The 13,013-nt window shown below is 67.9% G+C and carries 22 protein-coding genes; 2 read left to right on the forward strand and 20 right to left on the reverse strand.

Going from position 1 to position 13,013, the window contains the following annotated elements:
- Window positions 1-582: 582 nt before the first annotated feature.
- The 16 genes from AC6CID_RS20560 to AC6CID_RS20635 all read right to left on the reverse strand — a co-directional run bounded on the left by AC6CID_RS20560 (window position 583) and on the right by AC6CID_RS20635 (window position 10,293).
- Window positions 583-729 carry a hypothetical protein gene (locus AC6CID_RS20560; protein ID WP_012476932.1) on the reverse strand — a complete coding sequence of 49 codons (147 nt, stop codon included), beginning with the start codon at window positions 727-729 and terminating at the stop codon, window positions 583-585.
- A gap of 134 nt (window positions 730-863) precedes the next feature.
- Window positions 864-1,313, reverse strand: a complete 450-nt coding sequence (locus AC6CID_RS20565) for a hypothetical protein (RefSeq protein WP_219130553.1) — start codon at window positions 1,311-1,313, stop codon at window positions 864-866.
- Window positions 1,310-1,972: a hypothetical protein gene (locus AC6CID_RS20570; protein ID WP_498354376.1), complete on the reverse strand. Its 663-nt coding sequence runs from the start codon at window positions 1,970-1,972 to the stop codon at window positions 1,310-1,312. Before AC6CID_RS20570 ends, AC6CID_RS20565 begins: the two co-directional genes overlap by 4 nt.
- 77 nt (window positions 1,973-2,049) lie before the next feature.
- On the reverse strand, window positions 2,050-2,385 hold the full coding sequence (locus tag AC6CID_RS20575; protein ID WP_498354377.1) for a hypothetical protein: 336 nt from the start codon (window positions 2,383-2,385) through the stop codon (window positions 2,050-2,052).
- A 63-nt stretch (window positions 2,386-2,448) separates the two neighbouring features.
- Window positions 2,449-2,709, reverse strand: a complete 261-nt coding sequence (locus AC6CID_RS20580; protein ID WP_121209305.1) for a hypothetical protein — start codon at window positions 2,707-2,709, stop codon at window positions 2,449-2,451.
- Window positions 2,706-3,146 carry a hypothetical protein gene (locus AC6CID_RS20585; RefSeq protein ID WP_012476936.1) on the reverse strand — a complete coding sequence of 147 codons (441 nt, stop codon included), beginning with the start codon at window positions 3,144-3,146 and terminating at the stop codon, window positions 2,706-2,708. Before AC6CID_RS20585 ends, AC6CID_RS20580 begins: the two co-directional genes overlap by 4 nt.
- A gap of 356 nt (window positions 3,147-3,502) precedes the next feature.
- Window positions 3,503-4,627, reverse strand: a complete 1,125-nt coding sequence (locus AC6CID_RS20590) for a hypothetical protein (protein ID WP_012476937.1) — start codon at window positions 4,625-4,627, stop codon at window positions 3,503-3,505.
- On the reverse strand, window positions 4,620-5,435 hold the full coding sequence (locus tag AC6CID_RS20595) for an N-formylglutamate amidohydrolase (protein WP_012476938.1): 816 nt from the start codon (window positions 5,433-5,435) through the stop codon (window positions 4,620-4,622). The genes AC6CID_RS20590 and AC6CID_RS20595 overlap by 8 nt, the downstream gene beginning before the upstream one ends.
- A gap of 112 nt (window positions 5,436-5,547) precedes the next feature.
- Entirely contained in the window at window positions 5,548-5,985 is a 438-nt protein-coding gene (locus tag AC6CID_RS20600) for a helix-turn-helix domain-containing protein (RefSeq protein ID WP_252174527.1), read from the reverse strand.
- 98 nt (window positions 5,986-6,083) lie between these two features.
- Window positions 6,084-6,302, reverse strand: a complete 219-nt coding sequence (locus AC6CID_RS20605; RefSeq protein ID WP_024100336.1) for a hypothetical protein — start codon at window positions 6,300-6,302, stop codon at window positions 6,084-6,086.
- Window positions 6,303-6,402: 100 nt separating this feature from the next.
- Complete coding sequence (locus AC6CID_RS20610) at window positions 6,403-6,873, reverse strand: hypothetical protein (protein ID WP_012476941.1); 471 nt, start codon at window positions 6,871-6,873, stop codon at window positions 6,403-6,405.
- 46 nt (window positions 6,874-6,919) lie between these two features.
- A complete protein-coding gene (locus AC6CID_RS20615; protein ID WP_173283623.1) occupies window positions 6,920-7,132 on the reverse strand; it encodes a hypothetical protein in 213 nt (70 codons plus the stop codon).
- A gap of 225 nt (window positions 7,133-7,357) precedes the next feature.
- Complete coding sequence (locus AC6CID_RS20620; RefSeq protein ID WP_242411766.1) at window positions 7,358-8,023, reverse strand: 3'-5' exonuclease; 666 nt, start codon at window positions 8,021-8,023, stop codon at window positions 7,358-7,360.
- 223 nt (window positions 8,024-8,246) lie between these two features.
- Entirely contained in the window at window positions 8,247-8,537 is a 291-nt protein-coding gene (locus AC6CID_RS20625) for a hypothetical protein (protein WP_012476944.1), read from the reverse strand.
- A gap of 72 nt (window positions 8,538-8,609) precedes the next feature.
- Window positions 8,610-9,647, reverse strand: coding sequence for a DUF3560 domain-containing protein (locus AC6CID_RS20630; RefSeq protein WP_258913964.1), 1,038 nt, complete (start codon window positions 9,645-9,647; stop codon window positions 8,610-8,612).
- Between the two features lie 58 nt (window positions 9,648-9,705).
- Complete coding sequence (locus AC6CID_RS20635) at window positions 9,706-10,293, reverse strand: hypothetical protein (protein ID WP_258913963.1); 588 nt, start codon at window positions 10,291-10,293, stop codon at window positions 9,706-9,708.
- A gap of 192 nt (window positions 10,294-10,485) precedes the next feature.
- On the opposite strand from AC6CID_RS20635, the gene AC6CID_RS20640 reads away from it, so the two are divergent.
- Entirely contained in the window at window positions 10,486-10,746 is a 261-nt protein-coding gene (locus AC6CID_RS20640; RefSeq protein WP_231414577.1) for a helix-turn-helix transcriptional regulator, read from the forward strand.
- Window positions 10,747-10,803: 57 nt separating this feature from the next.
- Window positions 10,804-11,022 carry a hypothetical protein gene (locus tag AC6CID_RS20645; protein ID WP_231414578.1) on the forward strand — a complete coding sequence of 73 codons (219 nt, stop codon included), beginning with the start codon at window positions 10,804-10,806 and terminating at the stop codon, window positions 11,020-11,022.
- Window positions 11,023-11,072: 50 nt separating this feature from the next.
- On the opposite strand, the gene AC6CID_RS20650 is transcribed toward AC6CID_RS20645, so the two are convergent.
- From AC6CID_RS20650 to AC6CID_RS20665, 4 genes are all read right to left on the reverse strand, one after another.
- Window positions 11,073-11,549, reverse strand: a complete 477-nt coding sequence (locus tag AC6CID_RS20650) for a helix-turn-helix domain-containing protein (RefSeq protein ID WP_258913962.1) — start codon at window positions 11,547-11,549, stop codon at window positions 11,073-11,075.
- Window positions 11,550-11,604: 55 nt separating this feature from the next.
- Window positions 11,605-11,958, reverse strand: a complete 354-nt coding sequence (locus tag AC6CID_RS20655; protein ID WP_217580512.1) for a hypothetical protein — start codon at window positions 11,956-11,958, stop codon at window positions 11,605-11,607.
- Window positions 11,955-12,416: a hypothetical protein gene (locus tag AC6CID_RS20660; RefSeq protein WP_217580656.1), complete on the reverse strand. Its 462-nt coding sequence runs from the start codon at window positions 12,414-12,416 to the stop codon at window positions 11,955-11,957. The genes AC6CID_RS20655 and AC6CID_RS20660 overlap by 4 nt, the downstream gene beginning before the upstream one ends.
- A 63-nt stretch (window positions 12,417-12,479) precedes the next feature.
- The gene (locus AC6CID_RS20665) at window positions 12,480-12,995 is read right to left on the reverse strand and encodes a hypothetical protein (RefSeq protein WP_498354378.1); all 516 of its coding nucleotides are present in this window, start codon (window positions 12,993-12,995) and stop codon (window positions 12,480-12,482) included.
- Window positions 12,996-13,013: the final 18 nt, after the last annotated feature.

Here is a 13,013-nt window from a genome sequence, read left to right on the forward strand (position 1 = left end):
CACCATCTTGTCCACAGTGAACTCCTTGTCTCCGCCTGATTCGGCGGGGTTATTCGGGCTGGTCAGTCACGCTTCCAACACCCGTTACTTTACATATCTGTTTTGCATAGTTCAAGCCGGGGCCCGTGGCGGACATCGGCATCGCACGGACCCCGCGCGCCGTGCGGGACGTGGCGTCGACGCAGGTCAGGGCGGGGATCGGCGCGGTCGGCCCCATCGAGGCGAAGTGCCGGCCCATTCGCCGGGACGTGCCATCGTTGCAGGTAAAGGCGGGTTTCTCGTGTTCGCGGTCGAGCTTCAGGCGGCGGGCGGCTCACGCAGGGCCACCCACAGATCGGGCTCGGAGTCCCACAGCGGCTCGGCCTTGACGAGTTCACCCCAGGTGATCATCTGGCGGCAGTGCCGCACGGTGTCGAACAGGTTTGCGCCGGGAATGTTCCCGGCCAGGCCGGGGACGTTGAAGGCGGGATAGTCGATGGGATCGAGGCCCAGCGTCGGCGTCGTGTCGCCTTTTCGCTGGTAGGGGCTGGAAATGGAAGAACCCCACCGGATATCAGCCGGTGGGGTTCTTCGCGGGGCCGCTCAGATGTAGGCGGCCTGTTCGGCGGTCACGACGGTGCCGGTGGTCGCGGCGATCAGCGCGGACTTCGCGGCGATGAACTCGGCGTCGTCGCCACCCTTGATCGCAGCGGCGTAGCGGGTGCGGGCCTGCTCGATGGTGTTCTCCATGATTCTTCCTCTCGTTGGGGACTCCCTAACTATACAAATCTGATTTGTATCGTGTCAAGCCCGGGGAGCGGCTTTTTTCGCACCACCCGATCCGGCCGCAGGACGTGCCCGGCGGGACGTGCCGTCGTCGCAGTTCACAGGATGTTCTCTGCGCTCCCGCCGGGATCGAGCAGCAGCAGCCGGTAGGTGAGCATCACCATTTCGACGTCGGTACGCAGCTCGTAGCGCCGCTCGCGGGCGAGCACATCGGCCATGTCCGTCACGAACTGATCGGTGGCAGGCAGCCGCAGGTATTCGCCGAGCACTGTTGCCGCCGCGTACAACTCCGCTCCTACCCGGTGCCCGACGATCTCGCCGGTGCGGCGGTCGAGCATCTCGAGGGTGGCCACCTCCTCCGCGGTCCCTCGGGCCTGACGGGTCGCCAGGCGCACCGCTCGCGCGGCCACGGTGGTGATGCCGATCGAGTCGAAGATCCGCAGGTAGTCCGGCACTTCGGCGACTGTTGCGCGACTGGCGAGCAGGGCTCGATAGCGATCGGCGGACGAGGGGAACGCGCGACGGGTCAGGTACGCCATCGTGGTCACTGCGCCGCTCCGTCGACGGTAGCGGCAGGCACAGGGACGGAATCGATCCACGGGGCGTCGTCGCGGTCTTCGACGTACTGCCCACCGGGCGGGTTGTCGTAGTGGCTCAGCAGCGCGGCGCGGGTAGCGGGCGAGGCTGTCGCCAGATTCGCATCGCGTGCCTCGGTCCAGTCGTTCCAGTGCCAGCCTGCCCCGGCGTCGATGACGTACTCGGTGGGCCGGACGGGCACGCCGTCGAGGAACGCCTCGATCACGGACGGGCCGTCGGGATCGCGCACGACGATGACCTCCAGCTCGGGAGCCGCCGGACGGCGGGCGGGGGCCGGCCCCTGATCGGTGCCATCGGTTTCGTCGCCGTAGTAGCCATCCGCGCGGCGCGTGATCTCGTGCCAGTCGGTGCCGAGCCGGTCCGCCAGGTGACGAAGATCAGCGGTCAGGTCGGCCAGGACCGACTCGAGGTCGTCAGGGGTCGCTCCGGTGCGCTCGGCGTACGGCACCAGCGCCCACAGCGCCGAAAGCGCCCGTGTGGCGCTCGTGTGGTCCGGGGCCATGTCGGTGGCAGCGGTGGCAGGGTCCAGAGCAATCGGGGCGTGAGCGTCGCGCACAGCGGCAAGATCGGCGATCGTGCGCGTGGTGGAGAACAGGTCGGGAGAGTTCATCGGGCAGGTCCTTGTCGTCGGTCGTATGAGCACATGCCGCACAGCCGGGCCGCGCTGCGCGTCCCGGCCTGCTCCGCTCAGGAGTCGGTCTGGGTGAGCGTGTAGCCGAGCGCGGCGGCGAGCATGAACATCAGGTCCTCGCCGTCCGGGAGGCCGACCTTGTCCATCCGGTCGACGATGTCGGCGCACTCGTCGGGGGTCTCGCACCGGCATTCGGAGTTCTGCGGCTCGTCGTACTCCGAGGGAAGCGCGTCACCGAAACAGGTGGGGTCGATGACCCAGGTGTCGGTACCGGCCAGGTCGCGCATGAGGTACACGCGCACGGTCTCTTCGATGTAGTGCGCGCCGTGGGCGGCGGCGCGTTCGCCGCCGCACAGGTACGGCTCGGGCGCTGCGGCGGTGGGGTTGGTCATGGTGATGGTCCTTTCGTCGGAGATTCGGTGGTGCCGGGTGGCCGGAGAGTCTCGACGTCGGCCTCAGTGCTTCGGGATCTTGAGGCGGTCCGGGATCTGGTGGTCGCGGCCGGGCAGCAGAACGGTTTCCGCGTACACCGAGGCCGGGTTGTCGTGGTCGGTGCGGACGTAGTGCGCGACCGTGCTTGCCTGCCCGATGTATTCGCCGTCGATGAAGACCTGTGCCGTGGGGTTCGCACGTGCCCCGGCGGGCAGGTAGGTGGCGCGGCCTTCGCGGGCGGCGAGAAGAACCTGTGCCCGCAGTGCTGCGTAGTCGATGCTCATGATGCGGCTGCCTCGTTCCAGCGGGTGTCGTGGGGGTGTGCGGGTGCGGCTGCCTGGGCGTCGGCGCCGTAGTGCCGAGCGCAGGGGTCGTCGAGCAGGTCGCGGTAGGCGAACATCAGCAGCTCGAAGCCGTTGCGGTGGGTGTGGCCGATACGGGTGCGTAGCGCGGCAATGGTGGTGGTGATGCGGGCGGCGCTCGGCGAGGCGACCACCTCGGCCAGGACGCGGGCGATGGCGGCCAGCTCTGCGGCGGCGGCGGTGTCGGCGGGGGCGCGGCGGGCGAGGTGGGTTCCGCGCACGGCGAGGGTGTGCAGGTCGATGTCCTCGAAGAGCGTGCCGAGGGCTTTGTGGAGGATCGGGGCGGGCAGGGCGCGGCGCAGGCGCATCAGGCTGCGGTAGTCGGTGGGGGTGGTCCACTGCGGAGGTGTGAGGGTCACTGTCGGGCTCCCGTCGTCAGGACGTTGCCGAAATGGTCACGTCACGATCGAGTACAAAACAAACGTGTTTTGTATCGTTGGATCTGCGGAAATGCTGCTCGGATCTGGGGATTCACGCGCCGACCGAAGGTGGGCGAACTACTCGCCTGCGAACCCTCGCCGCACCGGGCGGCGCACCCCAACAATACAAATATCGTTTGCAATGTGTCAACCGTGCGAGGTTGCCGATTCCCCGAAGGCCCGCAGCCCCGCCACGGGACATGCCATCTGCCCAGGTCGGACCGGCAAAAGCACCGCCCCCGCAACCGACACAATCGGTTGCGGGGACGGATTCGAGCCACAGCGCGCCGCACCGGTCAGCTCGGGCGGTACCGCTGCGCGCGAGCGATACCGTCGTCGTAGTCCTCGACGTACTCCCCCGCCCCGGGCGTGTACTTGCCGTCGACACGATCGGAGTCGTAGGCCATGAACACCACATCGGGGCGGCCGTTATTGAACGCGCGGAAGGTCTCGTAGTCCCAACCGTCGGGGGCGTAGTCGTCGTTCCACCTCAGTCGTGCCACAGGCACGAACCCGGCATCGGCGTACAGATCCGGAAGCACGGTGTCGAAGCAGTCCAGCCGGTGCCCGCCGAGCGCGGTGGCGTGCCGGAGCATGGCGCGGGCCGCGCGCGGGTGTGCGCAGTCCTTGTGCGCGAACACCGACACGATCTCGTCGCCTTTGAGGGCGACACCGGCCTTGCCGTCGTCGGTCACCAGCAGCCGCATGGCCCGGTATTCGTCCTCGTCGTAGACGTACACCGACGCCGCGTGCGGATTCTTGCGGGTCAGCTCGAGCATCTGCTCGCGGTACAGACCGCAATCGTCCGGTGCGAGCTCGTGCAGTGGCGGCGCAGACAACCCACGGGACTCGAGCTTCGCGCGCACGTCGCCGGGCAGGGTGTGCGTCGCGACCGGGGTGATCTGCCGGCCGTTGATCAGAAGCCGAGGGCTTCGGCCTCCTCGATCTTCGGATCGGTCCACCGATCCTCGATCTCCTTCCGTTCGGCTTCCGGAAGGTCCGGACTCCAGCCGAACGTCCTCCAGAACGCTTCGCGCCGCTCCTGCGTCATCGGTTCCTCGTGGTGCATCGTCGGTTCCTTCCTCATCGGTGTGTTCTGTGCGGGCACGGCGCAGCGCGTCGACCTGTTCGGCTCTGAGCCTTTCAGCGTCCCGCAGACGGACGGTCAGCGCGTGTCGGTCGTGTGGGTCGGTCGTGGCCTCGATCGCGGCACGCAGGTCGTCCTGGCCGCCCGGAGTGGAGTCGTACAGCGCCAGGGTCTGCGCGTAGTCGGCTTCGGCGGCGGCGAGGCGGCGTTGCACCCGCGTGTGCGTCGGATGCTCGGCCAGCCGAGCGCGGGCCGTCGCGACGCGCGCGGTGGCCTGCTCGAGACGGGCGCGCATGTGCGGGGTGCAGCGCGGGCCGGGCTTGGGTTTACACATTCGCGGCCACCTGTGCGGTGGCGTGGTCGATCACGGTGGCCAGAGCGCGACCGAGCCGGTCCACGCGCGTGGGGTCGGGGGTGCGCGGGTCGGTGAGGTAGACATCGCGGCGCAGCTCGATCATCACCGAGATCACGCGCTCGTCGCGACCGTAGTGACGCAGCGGCACGTAACTGCCCGCATACGGTGTGTTCTCGCCGATCCGGTCGATCTCGGACAGGGACGCGAATGCGCCACGGACAGCCTCGGACAGCCACGCCGGGGTGTGCACCCGGTCGGTGCCGATACACAGCGCGGGGCGCGCGGCGCTCGGGTCCTCAAAACCGGACGGGGCGGCGGGGTAGGAGTGCAGGTCGATGATCACCGCTCGACCGCACGTGCGCAGGCGGTCGTCGACAGCGGCGGTGACCGCATCGGCGTAGGGACGGAAATAGGCATCGATCAACTCGGCGGTGCGCGGATACGGTTCGGCGCGCAGCGGTGCGCCGGTGCAGGTGCGGGTGTAGACCGCGCCCCGGCCGAAGGCATTGGCCGGCTCGCCGGCGTCGGTGAACCGTTCCGGATCGATCACCAGCCGCGACATGGTGTTGACCACGGCGGTCGGCCGCAGGCGGCTGTGGCGTCGCGTGGCCGCCGCGATCTCGTCGGTGGCGGTGTCGGTGGATTCGTCGAGTTCGGCGGCCAGTTCGACGTCGGTGGGGATCAGGTCGGCGCGGATCTCGGGCGGGATGATGCGCGAGGCGTGCGGGACGTGGATGAGCACCGGGCACTGGCGATCTCCCGGGAGGACAAGCGGTGAGGTGGGCATGGCGGTCCTTGTCGGTTCTGTGGCGGAGGTCGAGCGGTGAGCCGGGCACGACAGCGTGCCCGGGGACGCGAATTGTCCTCGAGAAGGCCGTGTTCGACCAACAGGGTGGCGCTCACACGCTGCGCTGGGAGAGGGCGCGCACAGACGATTCCCGCACGATCCAGGTGCCGCCGACACGGATGGCGGGCAGCCGCTGGGTGGAGATCGCCTTGATCACGGCCTGGCGGCTGATTCCGAGCCGGTCGGCGGCCTCCTGAACCGACAGCAGCGGCGGCAGATCCACGCCGTCGAGCAGGCGGTCGTAGTCGGCGGTGAGCAGCACGCGCACCGAGCGCAGCGGCCACGGGTAGGTCTTGAGGATCGCCAGCGCGGTGGAGTTGGCCTGCCGTACCGACTCGGCCGGGACGGTGAAGATCACCTCGGCGTGGCCGAGTTCGGAGCGTCCGGCCGCGCCGCTGTAGTCCGCGATGGGGCCCAGCAGCTGCTCGGCGTTCTCCGGTCCGAACTCGGTGTCGAGTTCGGCGATGACGTTGTAGGACTGTGCGGTCACGGTAGGTATTCCTCTCGGGTGCGGTGCGGGTCGGTTCGGTCGGTGGTGGACAATGGGGTCGGGCCGGGGGTGATATCAGCACCCCCGGCCCTTGATCGTCAGCGACGCGGTGGCCACTGAAATCCCGCTCGTTTGAGCGGGGCGAGACCGTTTCTGAACGCCCGCGGATCGCTCGCGGTGGCCGAGAACGTCGTGATCAGCGCGTCGTCCTTGTAGACCATCAGGTGGCTCTTGGCTCGGCGAACCACGAAACCTGCCTCCTCGACCGCCTTGAGGATCTTGCGGGTGTCCTTGTCGATCCCCTTGTACTTGTCCATCCTCCACCTTCCGTTGCCATCTGACAACTCGATATTACATTATTGGTTGTCATACGACAACCAATAATGCGAACGAGCCCGTGACCTGCGCCTACGCGCATCACAGCGGAAAGTTGTGGACACGCACCCGCTCCGGAACAGCACCCAGCCCCCAGGACCGCGCCGCGCGGGCCACCGCAGCAGGGATCTCGACCGCCGATGCCGATGCAGCGAACCGCTCCGAAGCATCGAGCAGGTACAGCCCGCGCTCGACGTCATGGACGGCCGGGTGCAGATACCAGGTGACCCCGCGCGGAGCGCCCAGCCAACCCGTGGTGAACACCGTGCGAGTGCGGCCGTCCCGCTCGATGGTGGCCACCTCGGTTGCCCAGTCGACCGCGACCAGCGCGTACAGCGGCACGCCGATCACCCCGACCTCCGAAGCCGAACTCTGCGCACCCGCGAACGGCTGCGCCAGCGCGCCACGCTGCGGATGACGCGGGAAGCTGTGGACGCCGCCGACAATGAGCGCGGCGGCTCCGTCGACCTCGGTGGCGAACCCGGTGGGCAGTGCGGTGGCCGGTGCAGTCATGGGCGTTCTCCTGTACTGGAGTGTGGATTCGAGATCGGCAGGCACATCAGGCGGCGGCGCGCGCGGCGCGCGTGGCGACGCCCACCTCGATGTCGAGAGCATCGACGTGCCGGGCGATGGTGCCGTCGGCCAGGCGCACGTCGGCGACCCGGCCGCCGAAAAAGTCGGTTCGGTAGTTGAGGATCTCGGCGACCTCGGTGCGCACCGGAGTTCCGGTGATGGTGACGGTGATGAGTTCTGCAACAGGGGTATTCGACATTTCCTTCTCCTTCGTTCGGTGCTTTGGACAGTGGTTACTATACAAACAACATTTGCATTGTTGCAACCCCTTGGCCGTCACTCCCTCCGCTCGCATCCCTCCGGGACGTACCGTCACCGCAGATCAACGCATCTTTCGAGAACCAGAAAACCGACAACAAAATGCCGGGCGCAGGGAACGCTTCCCCACACCCGGCCTTGACCGCCGGCCACCCGGCGGGACGTGTCATCTATGCAGACGTCGTCCGGGTGATCGACTGTCGACGGCCACCTCTCGAGCTTCCTCCCTGGCACGGATCGCCAAGGCAGCAGACCCATCGGTATCGGGTCGCCCATCGGCGAGCATCCGAAGCACCACGCGGGTCGCGCGCACATCGGCGAGCGCGCGATGGCCACCGCCGAGCCGCAGACGGCCATCGAGTCCCAATCCGAGCGCTTCGCAACGGCGGGCCATCACGCACTGCCAGCGGGCCGGCTCGGCCAGATGCGCCGGATCGATACCCTCCCGTCGACAGTCGTGCAGCACCCGGCCCCGGTCGAACTTCGCGTTATAAGCGAGCACCACACGGTTCTTCGTTGCCGCCGCGAGCTCAGGGAAGACCTCCGACCAGCGCGGTGCACCGGCCAGATCCGTAGCAGTCAGTCCGTGCACTTCGACCGCTCCAGGCTCGATCTCGACCGGTGAGCAGTCCACGAGCGTGTTGAGCAGCACCTCACCGGTCGCGGCGTCGATCACGGCGATCTCGATGATCGACCCGTCCAGCCCGCTGGTTTCCACATCGACGATGCAGGCCGCACCGTCCGCGAGCACGGCATTCGCCCACGCGCGCGGCGTGTGTGTCTGTAACGGCATTGCACCTCCTCGGTCTCGATCATGATCGGCGAGCAACACCGCGCCGCAGCGGGGACGCATTTCGACCTCGCCAGCGGGGCCGGTTGTCACCGTGGGACATGCCGTCTGCGCTGGTCACAGGGCTGTATCGGCCACCGCGGCCCCTGTGTGCGGGTGTTCCAGGGCGCGAACGGCCACCCCCTGCCCCGAAATGGCCAGCGCCGGCGACCTGACGGGACGTGTCGTCACAGCAGGTCACGGGCATTTTCGGGCGTTGAAGCGGTTACACGCCGGGGGCCGGCTCGGCGTCGACTTCGAGCCGGTAGCCCCGACCCGATGCGGTGGTGTGCAGGCTGTCGATGTTGATCGACACCACCCTCCCGGGTTCGGTGACCTGCCCGGTCTCGGTGTCGTGCGAGCGGATGACGGTGCACACCGCGCGCGAACCCAGGTTCCCCTCGCGAACGAGGTCGTCGACGTGCAGCGTCCGCACGGTGGTGCGGCGCAGATCGTCCGTCCACAGCTGCCCGACGGCGATCTCGTCGCCGTGCCGGTTGGTCAGGATCTTGGTCATGTGGTCTCCCATCGTGTCCAGGTCGCAAGGTCGGGGCGCTCGGGCTGTCCGAGCGCCCCGGGAAGCAGCAGTTCAGGCAGCGTCAGGCCCGGTGTCGGTGCCGGTGTCGACCACCCGCGCGCCGTCGACGATGCGCACCCCGTTCCCATCGGCGTCACGCAGCCCGCGGATCTCGCTGTAGGGGACGCGATCTGTCCACGAACCTCCGACGATCGAGCCGATGGTCACCGTCTTCGCATTGACCTTGAGGACACGGTGGAAGTGCCCGACGTACCGCACCAGATCGCCCGCGGCGACAACGTCGCGGCTGTAGGCGGTCGCGGTGCCTGCGTCGATCTGGTGTGCGCGCACGCCTTCCCAGTAGGCGAGCTCGTCGGCGATGTGCTCGATCTCGGCGAGTACCCGCTCGCGGTAGTCCCCGCTCGCAGCCTCGTGGGTCTCGACGTACTTCTGGCCGGTCTGCTTGTTGGTGTGCAGGGTCCGGGTGTATCCGTCGCGGTCACGTTCGAGGCGGCGCAGCTCGGCGGTGAGCTTGTCGATCCGCCGCGCGACCGTGACCGGGGCGTAACGACGATCGGTGGTCTTGGCTGCGGCATCGACGCGGCCCCGCGCGGTGGCGGCGGCGCGCTCGGCTGCCACGGCCTTGCCGAGTGCGTTCCAGGACTTCTCCACCGCGCGGCGGTGCCGGGTCTCGCTGTGGTGGCCGACCTTGATCGGTTCGCCGCCCTCGGGCAGCGCATCATGTGCGGCCTGGTCTGCGGCCCACGCGGCCTCGGCAGTGCCGGCCTTGCGGTCGGCCTTGGCATCGAGTGCATCGACGCGGGCGGCTTGGCGGGCGATCTTGTCGGCTTCGACGTCGGCGGTGGGCCGGTAGGTGTCGTCGATGTCGACGTCGACAGTGAAACCGGCTGCGCGCAGCGCGGCGGCCGTCGCGTTGATCTGGGGCAGCTTGGCGCGGCGATCCCGCGACTGCGGGATGTACCAGGACCCGAGGTTCCGGGACCAACGCCAGCGCTGAGCCTTCAGAATCTCGGCGGAGCCGTCGCCACGGCTCGTGCCGTCGATGAGAGTGCCCTCGGCGTGAGTGTGGGTGATGGTCAGTGCGGACATGGGCGGTCCGTCCTTTCTCAGGGGAGGGTGTGCAGGTCGGAGGGGGCGCAGTGGTGGATCAGCGCACGAACCGCCAGGCCGAGCGCACGGCGCGAGCACCGGGCACCTTGCGGACGGCGAGGTTGCCCGCGATCTTGGCTGCGCGCTTGCCGTACACGACGCCGCGCGAGGGTCCGGCCGGACGGACGGGGACGCGTTTGGCCACGGGGCGGACAGGCGGGGCCGGGACGGTGGGAGCGGTGTCGGCGGTCAGTTCCCGCTCCCACTGCGCGAAGTCGTCGACCGGGGGCTGAATCCGGTCGGGGGTCGACTCCGGCGTGCTGCCCGTGACAGGGCGGCGTGCATGGCGGTGCTCGTAGCCACGGACCGGATCGAGATAGCGCAACGGTGTGCGGGTCACGATGTTCTCGGCCAGCCGCGAGGACCAGGCCCGGGTTTTGCAGGCGGTCAGGAAGTGACCGGCCAGCCACAGCGCCGCACCGCCGAGGAGCAGCGGTGCGCGGGTGGCGATCGGGTCGCCGGAGACGATGCACAGCAACGAGGCGATCGTCAGCAGGGCGCCACCGAGGCGGGCGATCGGAGCGCCGATCGTCCAGATGACCAGTGCTGCCAGTGCGAGTCCTGCGGTAACGGTGATGATCGACATGCGGTTTCCCTTCCCGTGACTGCTCTTCCGTCTCTAACATTACAATAAACATTTGTATTGTTTCAACCCCGGATGCACTCCGAGACGCACGCGCGCATTTCCACAAAGCAATACCGATATGTAACGTTGCAGGGACCGAACCGCAGGCACACCCGCAACGGCCGTGCCCTCAGACACGAAAGGCCCGAAGCGATGGCGAACCCGAACCGCCTCACGGCACAGCAGTGCGTCGACCTGCTCAAAGAAGAAACCGGCGACGAAATCAAGCCGGTGACCTTCCACTCCTACGTCCACCGCGGCCACGCCCCCAAACCGGTCGAGAAGATCGGCAACACACCGTTGTGGAAACGCAGCGAGATCGTCGAATGGGCCCGCAACCGGCCAGGACGCGGCGCACGCACCGACCTGCGCAAGCCACGCCGACGCACCACCAGCGCCGACACCGCCGAATAGTCCGCAGGACACAGAAGGTCGAGAGCGAGCGGCTTGTCCCGACGCAACGTGTTCTACATGCGGCCCTTCGCCGAGGCGTGGTCCCAGGAAATAGTGCAACAGCCTGTTGCACAACTTCCGTGGGTCCATGTCACCGCGGAAGTTGGACAACCTGACCGACGCCCGCGAACGCACCTGATATGCCACCCAGGCCGCCGAGCACGGCTGATCCCGCAACGTCCTCGCCCACCAGATCGAAGGGCACCTGCACCGCCGGATCGACGCAGCCCCGTTTAATTTCCCGATCACCTACGGCAGGCATTGATCTCGGCGGGTGTGCGTACAGGTCAGTGGTCCGCCAACGCGTCGAGGAGCGCGTCGTAGTCCTCGTCGGTGAGGAACCCGTCCCGCAGGGCCCGTCCGACCTGCAGGGTGGCACTTCCCTCCACGGCAGGGTTTCCGTCGTCGGCCCACGCGACGGGGCTGGGCTCGGCGGGGCGTTCGTACACCCAGTCGGCCAACTCCCGCATCATCGTGGCGCGCGGGATCTCGCCGGCGGCGTACCGGACGGCGATCTCGTACGCGGTGCCCCCGTGTGTACCGGGCCGCACATCGGGAGCGTCGATGCGGGCGCGGCGCAGCATGTCGCTGATCGTCGGCTGGCTCACACCGACGATCTCGGCCAGGCGCACCCGAGTGAAACCCCGCTCGTGGAGCTGCCGCAGATGCCGCAGGTAGGCGATGTGTGCGGCCGTTTCGCGGGCCTTCTCCCGGCCCAGATCCGCGAGGACCTGCTCATCAGGGTTCGGCATCGTCGTCGTCACGGCGCACCTCCTGCCGGCGTCACACGCATGAACAGCACGCCCCCGCGCAGAAAGGTCATTCGGTCTGCTTGGGATGCGCCGTACCTGCGTACTTCAGCCATACAGTGCGCCGCTCGATGTCCAACAAGTACCAAATCCGCCCGCCGGAAGTGACCTCGTACTGCCACTGCGGCATCTCGACTCCGTTGTGCACCCCGGTTGCGAGTCTGCCCTTCAACTGGTGATGGCGCGTCGTCGGTTCCTGCTCGACCGCGCGGTGACGCATCTCCTCGTACGCGACCAACGTGTTCGCCGCAGCCTGCCGGCACAGCTCGTCCCAGCCTTTCGCGGCCTCACTGGTGGCAAATCTCAGATCCCACAGCGACCCGGCAGCCGGCGGCGCGACCCGATCGCCGCGTTTCGGGCTCACAGCTCCGGTGCCGGGACGGCCCCGAAGTCACCCTCGGACGGCGTCGACAAGATACGCGCAAGTTCCGGATCGGCATACACCTCTGCGGTATGGCGCCACGTCTCGATCGTGCATGCCACCGGAGCCGGATTGTCCAGCGACGAACCGGCTCTCAGCGACGCGACCAGTTCGTCGACGAAGTCGGCTGCCTCCTCACTCGACAGGTAGCTCACCCACGGAAATGCCGCTTCGACGACCGTGCGGATCAACTCGCGATTGTCCGAGTGCAGCAAAGCGCCGACCATGGCCGTCGCGGCCGTGAGAACCTCACGTTCCTGATCCGCGCGCACCGCGGTCATCAGGACCAGATCCTCGGCGTCGCGGCGAGTCACCCGGAGTGGCCGTGCGCCGGAGCGCTGCCACTCGGACAACGTCGACTTTCCTTTGTTCTGGATATCCGAGAACGGGACCTCACGCACAGACATACTTTAAAGATACTTTTAAAGTGCCGTTGCGGCAAGCGGGAGAGCGATGTCCCCTGCTCAGCGGCAGTCGACGTGCACCGAGACATACACCCGACCACTGTGCTCGCTGCTCCACTCGACCGGGCCGTCGACGGCCACGGCGATATCGAGCTGATCGGGTTCGGACCAGTCCACCGGCACGGGCGCCGCGATCAACGCGGTGGTGGTGTCGAGCTCGGCGGCCTCGAGCTGCTGGTCGGTGTTGCCCACCGTCAGCACCGGCGAGCCGTATGCGGCGCGGATCGTCCACCCGTGCGGAGCGGTGATCTCGACGGCCAGGTCATCGCCGCGGCCGGTGCACCGGGCGGTGATCTCGTCCGGTTGAGGCGTGGTGATCTCGGTGTCCGAGTGCGTATCTCCCCAGCCGAGAACGATGCTGCCCAGATCGGTGCTGGTACCGGTGACGACCCGGCCACTGAACGAGGTGGACACTGCCGCAGCGTCGCGCGGCGCGTCGCCACAGCCGGTCAACACGGCAAGCCCGCTCGCGAGGACCACCCCCGCGAGCGCCGCGCGGCGCATCTGGTCGGTCACAAACATCTCCGGGTGATC

The organism is Rhodococcus sp. GQ147 (genome assembly GCF_059759155.1).